At 70.6% G+C, this 19,927-nt stretch carries 15 protein-coding genes and 2 pseudogenes; 9 read left to right on the top strand and 8 right to left on the bottom strand.

Annotation, left to right across the window (positions count from 1 at the left end; all coding sequences use genetic code 11):
- Positions 1–146: 146 nt before the first annotated feature.
- Positions 147–1,490, bottom strand: a complete 1,344-nt coding sequence (locus tag PV682_RS15085; protein ID WP_319729822.1) for a pectate lyase family protein — start codon at positions 1,488–1,490, stop codon at positions 147–149.
- A gap of 303 nt (positions 1,491–1,793) precedes the next feature.
- On the opposite strand from PV682_RS15085, the gene PV682_RS15080 reads away from it, so the two are divergent.
- Entirely contained in the window at positions 1,794–3,605 is a 1,812-nt protein-coding gene (locus PV682_RS15080) for a prealbumin-like fold domain-containing protein (protein ID WP_319729820.1), read from the top strand.
- Positions 3,606–3,775: 170 nt separating this feature from the next.
- Here the strand turns inward: PV682_RS15080 and PV682_RS15075 are convergent, their stop codons facing one another.
- The gene (locus tag PV682_RS15075; RefSeq protein WP_319729817.1) at positions 3,776–4,000 is read right to left on the bottom strand and encodes a hypothetical protein; all 225 of its coding nucleotides are present in this window, start codon (positions 3,998–4,000) and stop codon (positions 3,776–3,778) included.
- A 118-nt stretch (positions 4,001–4,118) separates the two neighbouring features.
- On the bottom strand, positions 4,119–5,882 hold the full coding sequence (aspS, locus tag PV682_RS15070) for an aspartate--tRNA ligase (RefSeq protein ID WP_319729815.1): 1,764 nt from the start codon (positions 5,880–5,882) through the stop codon (positions 4,119–4,121).
- A 164-nt stretch (positions 5,883–6,046) separates the two neighbouring features.
- Here aspS and PV682_RS15065 point away from each other — a divergent pair, with 164 nt between their 5' ends.
- Positions 6,047–8,149: an ATP-binding SpoIIE family protein phosphatase gene (locus tag PV682_RS15065; protein WP_319729812.1), complete on the top strand. Its 2,103-nt coding sequence runs from the start codon at positions 6,047–6,049 to the stop codon at positions 8,147–8,149.
- A 39-nt stretch (positions 8,150–8,188) separates the two neighbouring features.
- Here the strand turns inward: PV682_RS15065 and PV682_RS15060 are convergent.
- The 4 genes and pseudogenes from PV682_RS15060 to PV682_RS15045 all read right to left on the bottom strand — a co-directional run.
- Positions 8,189–8,272, bottom strand: a pseudogene (locus tag PV682_RS15060) (phosphotyrosine protein phosphatase); the annotation flags it as partial.
- A 103-nt stretch (positions 8,273–8,375) separates the two neighbouring features.
- A pseudogene (locus PV682_RS15055) lies at positions 8,376–8,634 on the bottom strand (aquaporin); the annotation flags it as partial.
- On the bottom strand, positions 8,631–8,783 hold the full coding sequence (locus tag PV682_RS15050) for a hypothetical protein (RefSeq protein WP_319729809.1): 153 nt from the start codon (positions 8,781–8,783) through the stop codon (positions 8,631–8,633). The pseudogene PV682_RS15055 and the gene PV682_RS15050, both read right to left, overlap by 4 nt.
- 98 nt (positions 8,784–8,881) lie before the next feature.
- Positions 8,882–9,853 (bottom strand): pirin family protein, encoded by a 972-nt coding sequence (locus PV682_RS15045; RefSeq protein WP_319729806.1) that lies wholly within the window; start codon positions 9,851–9,853, stop codon positions 8,882–8,884.
- Between the two features lie 309 nt (positions 9,854–10,162).
- Between PV682_RS15045 and PV682_RS15040 the strand changes: the two genes are divergently transcribed.
- Both PV682_RS15040 and PV682_RS15035 read left to right on the top strand, forming a co-directional pair.
- Entirely contained in the window at positions 10,163–10,366 is a 204-nt protein-coding gene (locus tag PV682_RS15040; protein WP_007502648.1) for a cold-shock protein, read from the top strand.
- Positions 10,367–10,488: 122 nt separating this feature from the next.
- On the top strand, positions 10,489–12,225 hold the full coding sequence (locus PV682_RS15035; protein WP_319729780.1) for a DEAD/DEAH box helicase: 1,737 nt from the start codon (positions 10,489–10,491) through the stop codon (positions 12,223–12,225).
- A gap of 113 nt (positions 12,226–12,338) precedes the next feature.
- Here PV682_RS15035 and PV682_RS15030 read toward each other — a convergent pair whose 3' ends face one another.
- Positions 12,339–12,815, bottom strand: a complete 477-nt coding sequence (locus PV682_RS15030; RefSeq protein WP_319729779.1) for an SseB family protein — start codon at positions 12,813–12,815, stop codon at positions 12,339–12,341.
- A 201-nt stretch (positions 12,816–13,016) separates the two neighbouring features.
- On the opposite strand from PV682_RS15030, the gene PV682_RS15025 reads away from it, so the two are divergent.
- The 5 genes from PV682_RS15025 (at position 13,017) to PV682_RS15005 (ending at position 19,858) form a co-directional block, all read left to right on the top strand.
- The gene (locus tag PV682_RS15025; protein WP_319729778.1) at positions 13,017–13,886 is read left to right on the top strand and encodes a dioxygenase family protein; all 870 of its coding nucleotides are present in this window, start codon (positions 13,017–13,019) and stop codon (positions 13,884–13,886) included.
- Positions 13,887–14,018: 132 nt separating this feature from the next.
- Positions 14,019–15,845 carry an acyl-CoA dehydrogenase gene (locus PV682_RS15020; RefSeq protein ID WP_319729777.1) on the top strand — a complete coding sequence of 609 codons (1,827 nt, stop codon included), beginning with the start codon at positions 14,019–14,021 and terminating at the stop codon, positions 15,843–15,845.
- Between the two features lie 257 nt (positions 15,846–16,102).
- The gene (locus PV682_RS15015; protein ID WP_319729776.1) at positions 16,103–16,471 is read left to right on the top strand and encodes a hypothetical protein; all 369 of its coding nucleotides are present in this window, start codon (positions 16,103–16,105) and stop codon (positions 16,469–16,471) included.
- A gap of 212 nt (positions 16,472–16,683) precedes the next feature.
- Positions 16,684–18,417 (top strand): ALF repeat-containing protein, encoded by a 1,734-nt coding sequence (locus PV682_RS15010; protein ID WP_319729774.1) that lies wholly within the window; start codon positions 16,684–16,686, stop codon positions 18,415–18,417.
- Positions 18,418–18,559: 142 nt separating this feature from the next.
- Complete coding sequence (locus PV682_RS15005) at positions 18,560–19,858, top strand: M18 family aminopeptidase (RefSeq protein ID WP_319729771.1); 1,299 nt, start codon at positions 18,560–18,562, stop codon at positions 19,856–19,858.
- Positions 19,859–19,927 lie beyond the last annotated feature (69 nt).

Here is a 19,927-nt window from a genome sequence, read left to right as displayed (position 1 = left end):
CCGGCCGGCCACCTTCGTTGCGCGGCTCCCGTGTCCCTCCACCCGGTGGCCGCGCGACCAGCCGGGGTCAGCGTCTCCAGGGGCGGTATGAGGTACCCGCTGCTGGAGGAGACTCCGGCCGGTGGCTCTGAGGTACTACACGGGGACTACTTGAGGGTGCCCGCGCCGGTGGTGGAGGCGAGGGCCGCAGGGAGGTTCCTGGCGGTGGATTCGAGGCCCGCCGTCAGCGTCGGGACCCAGTTCACCGTCGCCTTCACGTCCTTGGACGCCGCCGCGTTGTAGAGGGAGACGAGGTCGGTGGAGGCGCCGTTGACGAGGTTGCCGGTGCTCTTGACCGAGCCGGTGCCGTCGCTGGAGAGGAGCTTGGAGAGCTTGGTGCCCGCCGGGACCTTCCAGTAGTTGTTCTCGGCGACGACCTGCGCCTTGGCGCGCGCGTTGATGCTGTACTGCGGGGTGTAGCCGTTCAGCGTGGTGATGTCGTAGAAGTTGTTGTAGATGTGCACCTGCCCGAGCCGGGCGAGGGGCGCCCGCTGGACGACCCCCTTCCACACGTTGTGGTGGATGGAGACCCGCAGCTTCCCGGTGCTGTCGGTGTCGCTCGCCCCGATGAGCATCGTCTTGTCGTGGCAGGTGAAGACGGAGCGGGAGACGGTGACGAGGTCGGAGCCCTTGGTGATGTCGAGCGCCCCGTCGTGGATCTGGTACTCCCGCCCGTAGTACTTGGGGTTGGCCCCGTCGAAGTGCGGCGCGTCGGTGAACGTGTTGTGGTCCGCCCATACGTGGGTGGCACCCCGCAGGGTCACCGAGTCGTACTGGCTGTTCCAGTTGCCGGTGCTGCCGTCGGTGGGGTCCCACTGCGGGAAGCAGTCCTCGGTCGCCGAGAGCGTCAGGTTGCGGACGATGACGTTGTCGACGTTCTGGATCTGGAGGCTCCCGCCGGTGATCCCGGCCTTGGAGCCCGGCACACCCACGATCGTGGTGTTCGCGGGCACCTTGAACACGATGTTCTTGGCCTGCTTGGCCTGCGCCGCGGCCCGCGCCTTCTCCTGCGTGCCCGACGGCAGCTTCTTGCGCCCGTAAGTGGAGGGGTCGTACGCCCTCAGGTACGACGCCAGCGAGTACCCCGTACCTGAGGCGTACTCCGCGCAGGTGAGCTTCTTGCCCGCGTCGTTCGTGTTCGCGTCGATGGTGCCCTTGATCTTGATGATCCGGGGCGCCTTGTCCGCCGCCGACCCCAGCGCCTTCACGAGCTGCGCCCGGGTGGAGACGGTGAACGTGTGCGCGGCGTCGGCCTTGGCCCCGCCCGTGGTCCCGCTCCCGTACGACGCCCAGCCGTCCTTCGCGGCCAGCGTCTGGTGGTACAGGTCCGCCGCCCCGGCGTTCGCGGTCAGCACGAACACCCCGGCCCCGACCCCGGCGGCCACGACTGCGGCGGACACCACGAGGGTGCGGCGCTTGCGAACGGACCGGCGGTGAGAGGAAGTTGCCACGAAGGAAGTCCTTACGGGTCTGCTGTGCAGCGGGTGCGCTGCGGCTTACGACCCGTCAGTGGTCGCCGGGTGAAGGAAGGTTGCCGCACGACCAGACTTTTTTCGCACGGCCCTCACAGCTACCTCCGGCACCTCGCGATGAACCTCGCCCCACCCACCTCAGGTATGACACCGCCCCGCCCTGCCCCTCTCAGGTACGAGCCCCCGGCCTCCCCCTTCAGGGTTACGGCGATCAGATGATCATCGGCGTCGCCCCGGGAGTGGCGTCCGCCCGCCCCACCCCCGCACCCCCAGCCTCGTCCCGTGAGGAGACGACACCTGAGCCCCCTGCACCTGACGGCATCCGTCCTGCTGGCGACGTCGGCCACCTGGACCCTGACCGCCGCCCAGAGCCCACCCCCGGCCGCACCCGCCCCCGCCCCGGCGCCCACCGGCACCCCAGCGACAGCGCCCGCCGGCACTCCGGCCCACACTCTGGCCCACACCCCGGCCGACACCCTCGATGGCACCCCCGGCAACGCCCCCGACGACGCCAAGTCGGCGCACACAAAAGCCGATTCGGCCGACGCGTCCCCCAAGTCGGCCCGCGCTGACGGTTATTGGCTCACCCTCGCCGCCCGCGTCTGCGACGACTACTCCGACATCATGTCCAACCTCCTCCGCGACAACAATCAGCAGTCCCTGCGCGACCTCGGCAAGGACTCCGTCTACACCCCGGGCCGGCCCGTGGACCCGACGACCGAGCAGGACAACGACCCCAACTGCCGCCCCCTGACCGGCTGGAGGTTCACCCTGGGCCGGGGGATCAGCGGCGAGGTGGACGGCCTCTCCACCGTCGTCCCCAGTACCTCGGGCGTACGCCCCGTGACGGAGTCCTCCGCCCCGCTCCTCGACGACGCGGGCGACCCCACGGGCGGCACCCTCGCGGGCGCGGTCAACGTCGAGCTGGACTCCACGGACCAGGCCCTCGCCCTCGCGCGCCGCCTCCAGATCCAGGGCGGCACCCCCACCGACCCGCTCAACACGGCGGAGCTGGGGGCGACTTACGCGTTCGGCGCCCTGCGCTGTGCCGTCGACAACCAGAAGAACGACAACGTGGACCGGGCCGCGTTCCCGGCCGGCTCGCACCACGTGTACTGCTACTACTACACGGTCACCCCGTCCCCGGGCGCCGGCAGCATCGTCGTACGCAAGGAGCTCAAGGGCAGCGGCGCGACCCGTACCTTCGACTTCACCGGGAACATCTCCTACACCCCGGACCACGGCTTCTCGCTCGCCGTCGCGAACGGTGCCGCCGCCGAGCAGACGTTCCGCCGGTCGGCGACGAAGGGCACGAAGTACCCGGCGTGGAGCTTCGCCGAGACGGTCCCCGATGGCTGGACGCTGGCCGGCCTGACCTGCGCCTCCGCGAACGGGACGAGCACCACGACGACGAGCGTCTCCGGCGCCGCGACCGTCGACCTGGCCGACGGCGACACGGTGACCTGCACCTACACCGATACCCCGAGGTCACCCTCAGGTACTACGGGTACCCTCGCGCTCCGCAAGCGGACCCTCGGCCGCGCCGGCGGCCCTTTCGCGTTCACCGCCGACACCACCACGTCCCTCGGCTCGGCGACCACCACCGCCGAGGACACCCCGGTCGCCCTCGGCTGGCACGAACTGCCCACGGGCCGCCACACGATCACCGAGTCCCTCCCCGCCGCCACGCCCGAGGGCTCCTGGCGATTCGACAGCGCGGTCTGCGGCGGTACGACGATCCGGCCCACGTCGTCCGACGCCCGCACCGTCTCCTTCCCGGTCGACCTCCCCGAGGCGGGCCTGGACTGCACGGTCACGAACCGCTGGCTCCCCGCACCGAGCCCGAGCCCCACACCGACCCCGACCCCCAGCACCTCACCCACCCCCACCCCGACACCCAGCACCTCGCCCACTCCGACGCCAACCCCCACACCCCCTACCCCCTCCCCCGTACCCACCCCGACCCCCAGCCCCTCCCCTCAGCTCCCCTCCACCGGCCCCACCACCTCCCCCGCCCTCCTGGCCGTCCTCTCCGCCGCCCTCATCCTCACCGGCACCACCCTCCTGGTACTACGCCGCCGCCTCCGCCGCTGACGTCACCCCGACCACCCCCCGCACCCCCCTGACCTCCCCCGGCCCAGCGTCACCCCCAGGCGTAACCCCATCCCCCGACCCGAGCCCACCCCTGACGACAGAGGCCACCGCCCCCACGATCGGCAGCACGGACAACCCGATCAGGTACTCCCTGGCAGTGGCCTCCTCGTTCACGCGGCGGAACACCCGCCCACCCCCATGACACGGCTGACCGCTGTGCGCCCCCCCTCGGGACTGCTGTGCGCATCCGATGACCCGCCCGCGAGCCCGATGGCGGCGAGCCCGGACCAGGGACTGCCGAGCGTCGCGAGGTACGTCCCCACCGCGCCCCAGGTGATCATGATCCGGATGGGCCGGACGCGTGCGCCGAACCGCTCCAGCGGCGGCTGGACCATGCAGGCCCCCGACCGAAGGCTGTCACCGCCGTGGACCCCGGCTGTGGGTACCGGAGAAAGCCGAGGGGGCCGGAGATCGCCCTGATCTCCGGCCCCCTACTCAGGTACTACCCGGGTACTACTTCGGCTGCGGCTTCCTGATCGTCAGGTGCAGCTCCCGCAGCCGCGACTCCTCCAGCTCCGTCGGCGCGCCCATCATCAGGTCCTGGGCGTTGCCGTTGAGCGGGAAGGCGATGGTCTCGCGGATGTTGGGCTCGTCGGCCAGCAGCATGACGATGCGGTCGACGCCGGGGGCGATGCCACCGTGCGGCGGGGCGCCGAAGCGCAGCGCGCGCAGCATGCCGGCGAACTCGCGCTCGACGGTCTCGGCGTCGTACCCGGCGATGCTGAACGCCTTCAGCATGATGTCGGGCTCGTGGTTGCGGATCGCGCCGGACGACAGCTCGACGCCGTTGCAGACGATGTCGTACTGCCAGGCGAGGATATCCAGCGGGTCCTGGTTCTCCAGCGCGTCCATCCCGCCCTGCGGCATGGAGAACGGGTTGTGCGAGAAGTCGATCTTGCCGGTCTCCTCGTCCTTCTCGTACATCGGGAAGTCGACGATCCAGCAGAACCGGAAGACGTCCTCCTCGAAGTGCCCGGCGCGCTTGGCGGCCTCGACGCGGACCGCGCCCATGATCTTGGAGACCTCGTCGAACTCACCGGCGCCGAAGAACACGGCGTGCCCGGCGGCGAGCGAGAGCCGCTTGGTCAGCTCGGCGACGTTCTCCTCGGTGAGGAACTTGGCGATCGGGCCGGACAGCGTGCCGTCCTCGCCGACGCGCACCCAGGCGAGACCCTTCGCGCCCTGCGAGATCGCGAACTCGCCGAGCTGGTCGAAGAACTTGCGCGGCTGGGCGGAGACGTCCGGCACGGGCAGCGCGCGCACGTGCTTGCCGGCGAACGCCTTGAACTCGGAGCCCTCGAAGATGTCGGTGATGTCGACGAGTTCGAGCTGGGCGCGCAGGTCCGGCTTGTCGGAGCCGTACTTGAGCATCGACTCGCGGAACGGGATGCGCGGGAACGGCGAGGTGACCTCCCGGCCGCCGCCGAACTCGGTGAACAGCTCGGTCATGAGCTTCTCGATCGGCTGGAAGACGTCCTCCTGCTCGACGAAGCTCATCTCGACGTCGAGCTGGTAGAACTCGCCGGGCGAGCGGTCGGCGCGGGCGTCCTCGTCGCGGAAACACGGCGCGATCTGGAAGTACCGGTCGAACCCGGAGATCATCAGCAGCTGCTTGAACTGCTGCGGCGCCTGCGGGAGCGCGTAGAAGCGGCCCGCGTGCAGGCGGGAGGGGACGACGAAGTCGCGCGCGCCCTCGGGGGAGGTCGCGGTGAGGATCGGGGTGGCCATCTCGTTGAAGCCGAGTGCGACCATCTTGTGCCGGATCGCGGAGATCACGGCCGTACGCAGCATGATGTTGCGGTGCATGCGCTCGCGGCGCAGGTCGAGGAAGCGGTACTCCAGGCGGCGCTCCTCGTTGACGCCGTCCTCGGCGTTGATGGTGAAGGGGAGCGGCTGAGCGGCGCCGAGGAGTTCGACCTCGGCGACCTCGACCTCGATCTCGCCGGTCGGCAGGTCGGGGTTCACGTTCTCTGTTCCACGTGAAACAACGCGGCCGTCGACGCGGACGGTCGACTCCTTGCTGACCTTGTCGAGCGCGTCGTACGCGGCGGTGCCGGGCCGGGCGACGAGCTGCGTGATGCCGTAGTGGTCGCGCAGATCGATGAAGAGGATGCCGCCCAGGTCGCGCCGATTGTGCAGCCAGCCGCTCAGCCGGACGTCGGTGCCGACGTCAGAGGCGCGGAGCTGGCCGCAGGTGTGGGACCTGTACCGATGCATCTTCGTTCATCGTCCTTACGTGGATTTCGGTCACGCGTGTTGCGATCCTCGGTCGCCTCAAGGGTACCGGCCGCCTTGAAACCACCCTTCCGAATAAGGGCGGCAGGACAGCGGTCGTACGACAACACTGGCATCCTGGCCGAAAATCTTCTTAAAGTAGGGCAATGCGCACTGGTGAGCCCCTGCCCGCGGTGGAGCAGGTCCTCGCCGCTCTCTCGACCGGCGTCTGGCACTGGTCCACGGCGTCCGGCCTCGTCACCGTCGACGCCGAGGCGGCCCGGCTGCTCGGGCTGCCCGCCGAGGAAACGGTTCTCACGGAGGCCGGGGCCCGGGCCCGGCTGCACCCCGTCGACTGGAACGAGATCACCGGCGTCATCCAGCTCGCCGTCGCCGAGCAGACCCTCGCGGAGGTCCGGATCCGGGTCATGGACGACCGGGGGCGGGTCGTCCGGGTCGTCCGCAGCCGCTCGAAGCCGTCGTTCGATCCGGAAAAGCGCGCGTACGAACTGATCGGCACCCTCCAGGAGGTGACCGAACCGGCGCCGGGCACCCCGGCGGGGCGGCGCGCGGTCACCGGGGACTGGCGGCGCTCGCGGGAGGCGTTCCTGCTGGACGCCGGACGCGCGCTGGCGGAGGCGCGGTCTACCTCTGAAGTACTACGGGTGGCAGCCGGGCTGTCGATGCCGGGGTTCACCCCCGACGGGCTCGCCGTCTTCGGGGTGGAGGGCGACCGGCTGACGGTGATCGGACACCACGGGCAGCAGCCCGGCGAGGAGGCGCCCTTCACGCACCTCTCGGTGCAGACCGACTATCCCGCCGCGGAGGTAGTACGTACGGGGCGCGCGGTGTACCTCTCCTCCCCGGAGAAGTACGAGGAGCGCTACCCCCTCACCTGGCCGCTCGCCGCCCACTTCGGCCGCCGGTCCTGGGCCTTCCTGCCGCTGACCGTCGCCGGGCGGACGATGGGCGCGTGGATGGCCGCGTTCACCTACCCCGTCGCCTTCACCCCCGACGAGCGCTCGGTCCTGACGACCGTCGCCCGTATGCTCGCGCAGGCCCTGAGCAGGGCGGGAGCCGCCGAGACCCAGCGCGAACTGACCGACGGCCTCCAGCGCTCGATGCTGCCGACGCTGGGCGAGATACCCGGCATGACCCTGGCCGCGCGCTACATCCCGACCGGGGGCGGCCTTCAGGTAGGGGGTGACTGGTACGACATGATCCCGCTGCCGCGCGGCGGGTTCGCGCTGGTCATCGGGGACGTCCAGGGCCACGACGTACGCGCCGCGGGTCTCATGGGCCAGCTGCGCATAGCTCTCAGGGCGTACGCCTCCGAGGGGCACCGGCCCGACGCGGTCCTCTCCCGCGCGTCCCGTTTCTTCTACGGCCTCACCCACACGGACGACTCCCCGCGCTTCGCGACCTGCTTCTACGTCGAGGTCGACCCGGAGACCGGCGTCCTGGAGACGGCCCGCGCCGGCCACCTCGACCCGGCGGTCCGCATGTCCGACGGCACGGTCCTGCTGCGCTCCACCGCGGGCGGCCTCCCCCTCGGGATCGACCCGGATACCGACTACCCCACGTCCCGGCTCACCCTGGACCCCGGCGAGACGCTGATGCTGTGCACGGACGGGCTGCTGGAGACCGGCGGGCACGACCTGGAGACGGGGTGGAAGCGGATCAGGGAGACCCTGGAGTCGTACCCGGGGACACTCGAAGGACTACCGGGGACCCTGGAAGGACTAGCGGACGCCCTCGTCCAAACCGTCCTCGGCCCCTCCTCCCACCACACCACCGGCCCCCTCGCCGACCGCCGCGAGGACGACATCGCCCTCCTGCTCCTCTCCCGCACCCCCGCCGGCCCCGGCGCCCGCACGCTCCCGCGCCGTACGGTCCTGACGATCGCCCAGTCGGAACCCGAACGCGTCGCCGAGGCCCGCCACCAGCTCCGCGCCCTCCTCCACGACTGGCCCTCCCCCGACCAGCTCGACTCCGCCGTCCTCCTGCTCTCCGAACTCCTCACCAACGTCCTCGTCCACACCGACGCGGACGCGCTCCTCCTCGCGGAGATCACCGGCCCTCCTGGCGCCCGACGCCTCCGCGTCGAGGTCACCGACACGAGCGACGACCTCCCCCACAAACGCCGTCCCGGCGAACTGGCGTCGTCCGGGCGGGGGTTGGTCCTCATGGACCTCCTCGCGGACGCGTGGGGGGTCGATCCGCGGGGCGAGAGCAAGAGCATCTGGTTCGAGCTGTTCGAGACGGGGTGAGCGGGGGCGCGGACGAGGTCGGCGGGAGGCGTGGGGTGCCCCGAGGTGGGTGAGGAAGGCGGCGGCCAGCTGGGAGCGCCCGGCGTCGTGGACGCGGACGAACAGGACGGACGGGGTGGTCACGGCGGGTGCCTTTCCGGTCAAGGCCGGTCAGGGCGCGGCGAGTTCGGGTTCGCCGTCCGAGACACCCGAGGCACCCGCCCCGCCCCCTCCGGGACGCGCGGGTCGGCCCGCCGGGCGTACGGCGGTCGGCGGGCCGGACCGCGAGCGTCACGGGCCGGGTTGAAGTACGCACCGGAGACGGGCCCGAACAGCACGACGGGGACGCCGGGGCCGAACACGGTGGCCAGCGAGTTCGCCGGCAGCTGGACGCCGACGTCGTCGGTCGGCTCCGTCGCCTGGATGCCCGAGCCGACCACGACCGCGACGAGGGCCGCCGTCCCGACCGCCTCGGCGAGAGCCCGGCGTCCGAGGGGCGCGTTCACGGAGGCGCCTCGGAGATCCGTACCGTGATCAGGAACGCGGCCAGCCGGACCGGGTCGCCGAGCGCCTTGAAGATCCTGGCCAGGTCGGCCGCCTGCGCGTCGCCCAACCGCGCCGCCGTCAGCCCCCCGTACAGCGGACCCGGGGCCACCGGCGACGGCTGCTGCGCCGGCCCGGCGGCCTCGGGATGCGGGTGCAGTACCCGTACGACCTGAGAGCTACGGCCGCATACCCCCTGCCCCCGGAGAGCTACAGCCCGCCCTCGGACATCCCATGGACCGCCGGGATCGTCCCCAGCCGCCCCTTCTGGAAGTCCTCGAACGCCTGCTGGAGTTCGGCCTTGGTGTTCATGACGAAGGGGCCGTAGTGGGCCATGGGCTCCCGGATGGGACGGCCGCCCAGCAACACCACTTCCAGGTCGGGGGTGTTGGAGTCCTGGCGTTCGTCCGCGCGGACGGTCAGCGAGGATCCCGTACCGAAGACCGCCGTCTGGCCGAGCTGGATCGGCCGGCGTTCCGTGCCGACGGAGCCGCGCCCCGCGAGGACGTACGCGAGGCCGTTGAAGTCCTCCCGCCAGGGGAGGGTGAGCTCGGCGCCGGGGGCGACGGTGGCGTGGATCATCGTGATCGGCGTGTGCGTGACGCCGGGACCCTCGTGGCCGTCGAGCTCGCCCGCGATGACCCGGAGCAGCGCGCCGCCGTCGGGGGTGGTCAGGAGCTGGACGTTGCCGCCGCGGATGTCCTGATACCTGGGAGCCATCATCTTGTCCCGCGCGGGGAGGTTGACCCAGAGCTGGACGCCGTGGAAGAGGCCGCCGGACAGGACGAGGGACTCCGGCGGCGCCTCGATGTGCAGGAGGCCCGAGCCCGCCGTCATCCACTGGGTGTCGCCGTTGGTGATGGTCCCGCCGCCGCCCTGGCTGTCCTGGTGGTCGAAGATCCCGTCGATGATGTAGGTGACGGTCTCGAAGCCGCGGTGCGGGTGCCAGGGGGTGCCCTTGGGCTCGCCCGGCGCGTACTCCACCTCACCCATCTGGTCCATCATGATGAACGGGTCGAGGTGCCGGTAGTTGATCCCCGCGAACGCCCGACGTACCGGGAATCCCTCACCCTCGTAACCGCTCGGCGCGGTCGTGACGGCGAGCACGGGGCGCGCGACGGCATCGGCCGGCGCGGTGACACGGGGGAGCGTCAACGGGTTCTCGACGGTCACTGCGGGCATGTCGGTTCCTCCTCGGACGTCGTACGACACGGCGTCGTACGGTGTCGTACGTCGATTTTAGTTGAACGGTGAACTTCTTGCCACCCTCTGGAACAGCGGGTGCGCGACGGGCATTCCCGGGGCTCCCGGGGCCGTATCCCGCCGGCAAAAGTCGATCGTGTATCGCGCGCAGGGTGTGTTACGGTTCCTGTGTTGCAGTTGCGGTACCCATGGACTTATGTGCGCCTGACGGGATTGCATCCTCAAGGGCGCATTATTTGTTTTCCGGCATCTCCGGATGGGGCCTCTGCCTACCTGAAGGAGATCGTCATGGCACAGGGAACCGTCAAGTGGTTCAACTCTGAAAAGGGCTTCGGCTTCATCGAGCAGGACGGCGGCGGCCCCGACGTCTTCGCCCACTACTCGAACATCGCGACCCAGGGCTTCCGTGAGCTCCAGGAGGGCCAGCGCGTGTCCTTCGACGTCACGCAGGGCCAGAAGGGTCCGCAGGCGGAGAACATCGTCCCCGCCTAGTCGCCGGACGTAACACAAGCTCGCCGGGGTTCGCACCGTCTGGTGCGGGCCCCGGTTTGCGCTGTTTCCGGGAAGACCGCTTCCGGGAAGCCATGACTGTTTCCAGGAAGGTGGACCCCCGTATGTCCCGCAGACCCCAGAGGCCGAACCGGCGCGCCTCGTCGTCCTCGTCGTCCTCGCCGTCCGGCTCCTCCCGGTCGTCCCGGTCGTCCGCCGCGCCGGCCGCCTCCCGGCCGCGGGAGTTCCGGCTGCCGGAGAGTACGACGCCGGCGCTGCCGCCCGTCGCGGACTTCGCCGACCTGGACATGCCGGCCGCGCTGCTGAAGACGCTGGCCGCGCAGGGCGTCACCACGCCCTTCCCGATCCAGGCCGCCACCCTGCCCAACTCCCTCGCCGGACGCGACCTGCTCGGCCGTGGCCGCACCGGCTCCGGCAAGACCCTCGCGTTCGGCCTCGCGCTCCTCGCGCGCACGGCGGGCCTGCGCGCGCAGCCGAAGTCGCCCCTCGCGCTGGTACTAGTACCTACGAGGGAGCTGGCACAGCAGGTCACCGACGCGCTGTCGCCGTACGCGACGGCCGTCAACCTGCGGGTTGCCACCGTGGTAGGGGGTCTGTCCATCACCCGGCAGGCCGACACCCTGCGGCGCGGCGCCGAGGTGGTCGTCGCGAGCCCCGGGCGCCTCAACGACCTCGTCGAGCGCGGGGACTGCGTCCTGGACGACGTCCGGATCACGGTCCTCGACGAGGCCGACCAGATGACCGACATGGGGTTCCTGCCGCAGATCACCAAGCTGATCCAGAAGGTACGGCCCGACGGGCAGCGGATGCTGTTCTCGGCGACCCTCGACCAGAACATCGACCGGCTGGTCCAGCGCTTCCTCACCGACCCGGTGACGCACTCCGTCGACCCGTCGGCGGGCGCGGTGACGACGATGGAGCACCACGTCCTGCACCTCGCGGACGAGACCGACAAGAAGGCCGTCACCACGCGGATCGCCGCGCGCGACGGGCGCGTCATCCTCTTCCTCGACACGAAGCGCTCCGCCGACCGGCTCGCGAAGCGGCTCCTGGCGGTGGGGGTGCGGGCCGCCGCGCTGCACGGCGGGCGCTCGCAGCCGCAGCGCAACCGTACGCTCGACCAGTTCAAGAACGGGCAGGTCACGGCGCTCGTCGCGACGAACGTTGCGGCCCGTGGCATACACGTCGACGACCTCGACCTCGTCGTCAACGTCGATCCGCCGACCGACCACAAGGACTACGTCCACCGGGGTGGCCGCACCGCGCGCGCGGGCGGCTCCGGGACCGTCGTCACGCTGGTCCTGCCGGAGCAGAAGCGGGAGGTCACGCGGCTGATGTCGGACGCGGGGATCCGGCCGCGGACGTCCCGCATCGTGTCGACGGACCCCGAGCTGTCCACGATCACCGGTGCCCGTGAGCCGTCGGGGGTCGCGGTGACCATCGAGGTGCCGCAGCCGGTGGCTCCGCAGCGGGGTACGGGTACCGGGTCCGGGTCCGGGTCCGGCGGATCGTCCCGGCGTCGGCGCCGGGGTGGCGGGGGCGGTGGGGGCGCGGCCTCCGCCGGGGCTCCGGCCGGGGCACCGGGCAAGGGTGACGGCCGGGGCGGCGAGCGCCGGGGCAGGGGTGGTACGACGTCCAGGAACGGCGGGGCGGCCAGGGGTGGTACGGCGTCGGCGAGCCCGTCGGCCTCGGGTGCTGCGGCGTCCGGCGGGCGGGGGTCCGGTGGGCGTCGGTCCGGGGGTGCGGCGGCTTCAGGTACTACGGGTACGGGTGCCGGCCGGGGTGGCCGGGGTACCGGGGGTACGGGGCAGCGGGGCGGCCGGCGGACGTCTGCTACCTGAGAGGGACGGGTACGGGGCCCCTGCCTGAGAGCTACGGGTACGGGCCCCTACCTGAGAGGGACGGGACTTGAGGGGTACGGGTATGTCAGCCCCGTACCCCTGCGGAGCCACCCTCAGCCGTACATCCGGCGCATCGCGAACTCCACCATCTGCTCGACCGCCTTCGCGTCGAACACCATCCGGTGCTCGCCCTCCATGTCGAGGACGAAGCCGTACCCCGTGGGGAGCAGGTCGATGACCTCGGCGCCGGTGATGACGAAGTACTTGGACTCCTTGCCGGCGTACCGGCGCAGTTCCTTCAGCGAGCTGAACATGGGGATGACCGGCTGCTGGGTGTTGTGCAGCGCGAGGAACCCCGGGGTGTCCCCGCGCGGGCAGTACACCTTCGACGTCGCGAAGATCTGCTGGAAGTCCTCGGCGGCCATCTGCCCCGTCGTGAACGCCCGCACCGCGTCCGACAGCGACGGAGGCGACGGTTCCGGATAGAGGGGCGGCTGCTGACCGTACCCACCGACACCGCCGGGCTGCTGCGGCGGCGCGTACTGCTGCTGGGCGGCACCGTCACCCATGGGCTGGCCGTATCCGTACATGGTTCCCAGCCTATCGAGAGTCAGATGCGGGGTGGGGGGCGGGCGAGTTTTGCGTAGGCCCCGTCCGGGACCGGTCCTCGCCGTCCCTCTCCAGAGCCACGCGGAAACCGACAGCCGATCGACAGCCCCTGGCCTGGCCCGAGACCGCCCCTCGCTCATAGCGTCTGACTAGGCAGAGAACGGATCGGCAGAGGGACGGCCATGCAGCGACGTGACGACGAGCGCGACCAGCACGCCGGCGAGGAGGCGCACGAGCACGACCGGGGGTTGTCGTACGACCTTCCCGTGCTCGCCCGGCGGCGGATGATCCGGTTGATGGCGGGGGTGGGGCTGGTGCCGGTCGTGGGGTGCAGTGTGGAGGGGGAGGACACCCCGGCGGCAGCGCCGGCTTCGTCGGCTTCGTCAGGGAGCCCGGCGTCGAGCGGTGCCGGTTCCGCCGAGTGTGCCGTGATTCCCGAGGAGACCGCTGGGCCGTATCCGGGGGACGGGTCGAACGGGGTGAACGTGCTCAAGGAGAGCGGGGTCGTGCGCAGCGACATCAGGACGAGCTTCGGGGACTCGGCGGGGGGTACCGCTGAGGGCGTACCTCTCAAGGTCACCCTGACCGTCGTCGACTCGGACTCGGGGTGTAGTACCCCCAAGAAGGGGGCCGCCGTATACATCTGGCAGGCCGACCGGGCCGGGGGCTACTCGCTGTACACCGAGGGGGTGACGGACGAGAACTACCTGAGGGGGGTGCAGGAGACGGACGAGAAGGGGCAGGTCACGTTCACCAGCGTCTTTCCGGGGTGCTACCCGGGGCGCTGGCCGCACATCCACTTCGAGGTGTACGGGTCTCTCGCGGACGCGACCGCCGCGACGGCGATCACGAACACCTCGCAGCTGGCCTTCCCGAAGGACGTGTGCGACACGGTGTACGCGACGGAGGGGTACGGGAGCAGTGTCGCCAACCTGGCCCGGCTCAGCCTGGAGAGCGACATGGTCTTCCGGGACGGTCACGAGCAGCAGATGGCGTCCGTGCAGGGGAGTCCGGAGAAGGGGTACACGGCCACGCTGACCGTCGCGGTGTGACCAGTCACAGTTGGCCGGATCGGGGTTGCGGCTTATTACCGACGGGTAGCATCATCGTAGCTACTAGCTGGTACGTGAAACCACCGCGCGAGGAACACAGTGCCTCGCCGACCTCTTGACGGAGCCATCACCATGGGGCACTACAAGTCGAACCTCCGCGACATCGAGTTCAACCTCTTCGAAGTCCTGGGCCGCGACAAGCTGTACGGCACGGGCCCGTTCGAAGAGATGGACGTGGACACCGCGAAGAGCATCCTCTCGGAGATGGCGCGGCTGTCCGAGAACGAGCTGGCGGAGTCCTTCGTGGACGCCGACCGCAACCCGCCGGTCTTCGACCCGGAGACCAACACCGCGCCGGTCACGCCGTCGTTCAAGAAGTCGTACAAGGCGTTCATGGACTCCGAGTACTGGCGGCTCGGCCTGCCGGAGGAGATCGGTGGGACGACCGCGCCGCCGTCCCTGCTCTGGGGGTTCGCGGAGCTGATCCTCGGCGCGAACCCGGCTGTGTGGATGTACTCCTCCGGTCCCGCGTTCGCGCGCATCCTCTTCGAGGAGGGCACCGAGGAGCAGAAGAAGTGGGCGACGATCGCGGTCGAGAAGACCTGGGGTTCGACGATGGTCCTCACCGAGCCGGACGCCGGTTCGGACGTCGGCGCGGGTCGTACCAAGGCGGTACAGCAGGAGGACGGCTCCTGGCACATCGAGGGTGTGAAGCGGTTCATCACCTCGGGTGAGCACGACATGGAGGAGAACATCCTCCACTACGTCCTCGCGCGTCCCGAGGGTGCCGGTCCCGGTACCAAGGGACTGTCCCTGTTCCTGGTCCCCAAGTATCACTTCGACTCCGAGACCGGCGAGCTGGGCGAGCGCAACGGCGTGTACGCCACGAACGTCGAGCACAAGATGGGCCTCAAGGCGTCCAACACCTGCGAGATGACGTTCGGCGACCGCCACCCCGCCAAGGGCTGGCTGATCGGCGACAAGCACGACGGCATCCGCCAGATGTTCCGGATCATCGAGTTCGCCCGCATGATGGTCGGCACGAAGGCGATCTCCACCCTCTCCACCGGCTACCTCAACGCCCTGGAGTACGCCAAGGAGCGCGTGCAGGGCACGGACCTCGCGGCGTTCGGCGACAAGGCCGCGCCCAAGGTCACCATCACGCACCACCCCGACGTACGGCGCTCGCTCATCACTCAGAAGGCGTACGCCGAGGGTATGAGGGCCCTGGTCCTCTACACCGCCTCCGTCCAGGACGCGATCACGGTCAAGGAGGCGAACGGCGAGGACGCGAAGGCCGAGCACGCGCTGAACGACCTGCTCCTGCCGATCGTCAAGGGCTACGGGTCGGAGAAGGGGTACGAGCAGCTCGCGCAGTCGCTCCAGACCTTCGGCGGCTCCGGGTTCCTCCAGGAGTACCCGATCGAGCAGTACATCCGGGACGCGAAGATCGACACCCTCTACGAGGGGACGACCGCGATCCAGGGCCAGGACTTCTTCTTCCGCAAGATCGTCCGCAACCAGGGCGCCGCGCTGAACGGCCTCGCCGAGGACATCAAGAAGTTCCTCGCGCTGGGCACGGGCGGCGAGGAACTCTCGGGCGCGCGGGAGCACTTGGCGAAGGCGGCCGTCGAGCTGGAGGCCATCGTCGGGCTGATGCTGACCGACCTCGCGGCGACCGAGCAGGACGTCAAGAACATCTACAAGGTCGGGCTCAACACGACCCGCCTGCTGATGGCGTCGGGTGACGTCGTCGTGGGGTACCTGCTCCTCAAGGGCGCGGCCGTCGCCGCCGAGAAGCTGGAGACGGCCTCCGCGAAGGACAAGCCCTTCTACACCGGCAAGATCGCCGCCGCGAAGTTCTTCGCCGCGAACGTCCTGCCCGGCGTGACGCTGGCCCGCAAGGTCGCCTCCGGGGTGGAGCTGGACCTGATGGAGCTGGACGAGGCGGCGTTCTGAGAGATCGCCGGTCTCGCCAACGGGCAGTGCGCTGACGTCTGTTGAGCTGCGTGCGAGTGGGTTCCGTCCGGGGTCGGGCGGGGCCCACTCGTGCGTTCGGCGCATCCCGGATGATCAGCCTTTTCCGGACGTTCTCCGAATCGTGCGCCGGAGCCATGCCTTCCGCCTCCTCCCGCCCTTAGCTTCATGGCTGCACCAAGTTCAGCAAGCGACTCGTCCACCGCTCATGGAACCCACGCGTTCCATCAGGAGGAAACGTGAAACGCTACTTGGTACTGGCAGCCGGCGCGCTGCTGTTCGCGGCGGGAACCACCTCCGCCGTGGCCGCGCCGACGGACGCGGCAGCGAAGCCGATGCAGGCACCCACCGGCGCGGTGAAGATCGTCAAGGGTGACAGCAGCGCGAGTCCGTCGATCAAGCACGTGAACTACTGCAACAACTTCGTCAACCACGGCACGTGGTGGGAGGCGGACTGCAACGTCGACTACGGCCGGTCCGGTTCGTACACCCAGTGCTCGGACTTCACCCAGATCTGGGGCCCGCTGGTGGGCGTCGGCTACTGGCACTTCGTCGGCAACTGTTCCGGCCACGGAACGGTACGGAACTGGGGCGTCTACGACGGCTAGGCCGTAAGCCGGACCCGGTGTTCCGGTCCACGCCCCGCGCCCCGACGCTCGCGGCGCGGGGCGTGGAGCCGTTGCCGCTCCTGCGGGCACTTCATCCGGTTTCATCGCGAAATTACCGTAATTGCATTCAAGTTGCTTGTGCGCAGATACGGCTTTACTGTCACGGTCGACCACTTACTTTGCTTTATGTCTGTGCACGAGAAGAGTTCGCAGTGACCTTTCCACGACGCGCGCTGTGTCTGAGCCTGCTGCCCGGCGCGCTCGTCCTGGGCCTGCTGGGAGCAGTTCCCAGCCCCGCCCGAGCCGATGACTCGGCACCGGAGACCGACCGGGCCAAGGCGGTCCGGCTGTGGGAGACGGGCGGTCCGGGGGTCAAGGAGGCCGCGGAGGCCGCGCTCGTCGGCGGTGACGACGCCGTCGGGACGTTCCTCTCCCAGGCTGCCGACCTGTCGTACTCGGACGATCGGGTAGCCGCCTCCCGGTTCTACAACCTCGGCGGCTCCGCCCTCCGGGAGGCCGTCCGCAACGCCCTCAAGAGCAATGCGCCGGACACGATCAGGGCGTTCCTCAAGGACGGATGGCAGGCCCCGCTCCTCCAGGACCAGCGGGTACAGGTCGCGCAGATCATCAACGCGGGCGGCCCTGAGGTCCGGAAGGCGGGCATCGCCGCGCTCGACAGCGGTTCGCCCGACAAGATCCGGGAGTTCCTCACCACCGGGCAGTACGACCGGCGCCGCCAGGACGAGCGCGTGCAGGTCGCGCAGCTCTTCCACGGGGCCGGCGCGAATGTGGGGGCCGCGGCCCGGATCGCGCTGGACGGCTCGCCGGCGGACGTCCACGCGTTCCTCCAGGTCGGCAGGTACGTGGCCCGTGCCCACGACCAGGAACGCGCCACGATCGCCCAGCTGGACGCCCGGGCGGCGAAGTCGGGCAAGGCCGCCGCCGCAGCGGCCCGCGCCGCACGGGCCGCGACCACCGTCAAGCAGGCCCGTATCCACGCCGCCGCGGCGCAGAAGGCCGCCAAAGCGGCCGGCGCGGACGTCACCGAGGCGAAGAAGGTCCACGACCTCGCCGTCCGTACCGACGCGGGGAAGCTGGCCGCACGGACCAACGAGGCCATCACCCGCGCCAGGGACCTCAAAGCCCAGGAAGACCAGCGCACCGCCCGCCGACAGGCCGCCGTCCGGGCGGCCGAGGACCTCCGGGCCGAGGCGGACAAGCTCGCGCGACAGGCCGCCGAACCCGGCACCGACCCGGCGGAGATCGCGCCCGAAGGCCGCGCCGTGGCCCTCGCGACCGCGAAGACCGGCCGCCCCCGGAGCCGGTCCGCGGCCCTCGCGGCCCTGTCCGGCAGTGACACCGACGTCGTCGCCTACCTCCGCACCGGCCGCGCGGACGCCGACGCCCAGGACGACCGCGCGGACGTCGGAACCCTCGCGGAAACCGCGGACTCTCCCGACGTCCGCGCTGCGGCGGCGAAGGCCCTGCGGGGCGACGGCGCGACGGTGAGCGCGTTCCTGGCGACGGGGCAGTACGAGGTGGTGAAGCAGCAGATGCGCCTGCGCGTCGTCCAGGCGCTCACCGGCGCGGGTCCGATCGAGACGGAGGCCATCGGCAAGGCACTGGACGCCGACACCGCCGACGCGCTGCACCAGTTCCTCACCACCGGCCAGGCTCTCGCACGCACCCAGGACGAACGCGTCCGCGCCGCCCAGCTCTTCGACAGCCCCGGCGCCGAGGTCCGAGCCGCGGCACGCGTCGCCCTGGAGGGCCCCGCCGATCTGCTGCACGCCTTCATCACCACCGGCCAGTCCCAGGCCCGGCGTCAGGACCAGCTCGCCGCCACCCACGCGGCCCAGATCCGGCAGCTCATCGCCCACGCCGCCGGCATCGCCGCCACCGCCCGGAAGAACGCGGCCGAAGCGGGCAGAGCCACCGGCCGCTGACCCGGTCGGCGACCTGACGTCGCCGCGGTGACACGGGACGTGACGGGCGAGGTGGGGAGGGCGGTTCGGGGTCGTAATACTGGAGAGGTACCCCTCTCATACCGCCCCGCCTCCCCGCCCCGCCCGTAGTTAAAGTGACCCCATGACCCAACCCATCCGCTTCGACCGCGGCCACACCGACGATCTCAAGTCATTCCTCACGGCCAGCCCGACGCCGTACCACGCCGTGGCCACCGCAGCGGACCGGTTGGAGAAGGCCGGTTTCCGGCAGCTCGCCGAGACGGAGGCGTGGGAAGGGACGTCCGGCGGCATGTACGTGCTGCGCGGTGGCGCGATCGTCGCCTGGTACGTCCCCGAGGGGGCCCGGCCGCATACGCCGTTCCGGATCGTCGGCGCCCACACCGACTCGCCGAACCTCCGCGTCAAGCCCCTCCCGGACACCGGCGCGCACGGCTGGCGCCAGGTCGCCGTCGAGATCTACGGCGGCCCCCTGCTCAACTCCTGGCTCGACCGCGACCTCGGCATCGCCGGCCGCCTCACCCTGCGCGACGGCTCCGCCCGCCTCGTGAACGTCGCCAGACCCCTGCTGCGCGTCCCCCAACTCGCCATCCACCTCGACCGATCGGTCACCGCCGAGGGCCTGAAGCTGGACAAGCAGCGGCACTTGCAGCCGGTGTGGGGTCTCGGGGACGCGCACGAGGGGGACTTGATCGCGTTCCTGGAGGAGGAGGCGGGGCTCGCGCCGGGCGAGGTGACCGGCTGGGACCTGATGACGCACTCCGTCGAACCGCCGGCCTACCTCGGCCGCGACGAGGAGTTCCTCGCCGGGCCCCGGATGGACAACCTCCTGTCGGTGCACGCGGCGACCGCCGCGCTGGCCGCCGTCGCGACCCACGTCGGCGACGGACTCCCCTACATCCCCGTGTTCGTGGCGTTCGACCACGAGGAGAACGGCTCGCAGTCCGACACCGGCGCGGACGGGCCGCTGCTCGGCGGGGTCCTGGAGCGCTCGGTGTTCGCGCGCGGCGGGTCGTACGAGGACCGGGCGCGGGCCTTCGCCGGGACCGTGTGCCTGTCCTCCGACACGGGGCACGCCGTGCACCCCAACTACGCGGAGCGGCACGACCCGACGCACCACCCCCGGATCAACGGCGGCCCGATCCTCAAGGTGAACGTCAACAACCGGTACGCGACGGACGGTTCGGGCCGCGCGGTGTTCGCCGCGGCCTGCGAGAGGGCCGGGGTGCCGTTCCAGTCGTTCGTGTCCAACAACTCGATGCCGTGCGGAACGACGATCGGGCCGATCACCGCCGCGCGGCACGGGATCCAGACCGTCGACATCGGGGCGGCGATCCTCTCCATGCACAGCGCGCGGGAACTGTGCGGCGCGGACGACCCGTTCCTGCTGGCGAACTCCCTGACGGCGTTCCTGGAGGGCTGAGTCCCACCTGAGGGGTAGCTCCGGGGTACGACATACCTGGGAGCTACCCCTCACGTACTAATACTCGGC

This window comes from Streptomyces niveiscabiei (assembly GCF_033794345.1).
In the GTDB taxonomy this organism is placed as follows: domain Bacteria; phylum Actinomycetota; class Actinomycetes; order Streptomycetales; family Streptomycetaceae; genus Streptomyces; species Streptomyces niveiscabiei.
This window is presented reverse-complemented; position numbering and strand designations above follow the sequence as displayed.

Excerpts from the sequence above, each read along its gene's own strand:
- PV682_RS15025 (WP_319729778.1), top strand. The coding sequence starts at position 13,017 with ATGCAGCGACGTGACGACGAGCGCGACCAGCACGCCGGCGAGGAGGCG.
- PV682_RS15020 (WP_319729777.1), top strand. The coding sequence starts at position 14,019 with ATGGGGCACTACAAGTCGAACCTCCGCGACATCGAGTTCAACCTCTTC.
- PV682_RS15065 (WP_319729812.1), top strand. The coding sequence starts at position 6,047 with ATGCGCACTGGTGAGCCCCTGCCCGCGGTGGAGCAGGTCCTCGCCGCT.
- PV682_RS15035 (WP_319729780.1), top strand. The coding sequence starts at position 10,489 with ATGTCCCGCAGACCCCAGAGGCCGAACCGGCGCGCCTCGTCGTCCTCG.
- PV682_RS15005 (WP_319729771.1), top strand. The coding sequence starts at position 18,560 with ATGACCCAACCCATCCGCTTCGACCGCGGCCACACCGACGATCTCAAG.
- PV682_RS15045 (WP_319729806.1), bottom strand. The coding sequence starts at position 9,853 with ATGCCCGCAGTGACCGTCGAGAACCCGTTGACGCTCCCCCGTGTCACC.
- PV682_RS15040 (WP_007502648.1), top strand. The coding sequence starts at position 10,163 with ATGGCACAGGGAACCGTCAAGTGGTTCAACTCTGAAAAGGGCTTCGGC.
- aspS (WP_319729815.1), bottom strand. The coding sequence starts at position 5,882 with ATGCATCGGTACAGGTCCCACACCTGCGGCCAGCTCCGCGCCTCTGAC.
- PV682_RS15030 (WP_319729779.1), bottom strand. The coding sequence starts at position 12,815 with ATGTACGGATACGGCCAGCCCATGGGTGACGGTGCCGCCCAGCAGCAG.
- PV682_RS15075 (WP_319729817.1), bottom strand. The coding sequence starts at position 4,000 with ATGGTCCAGCCGCCGCTGGAGCGGTTCGGCGCACGCGTCCGGCCCATC.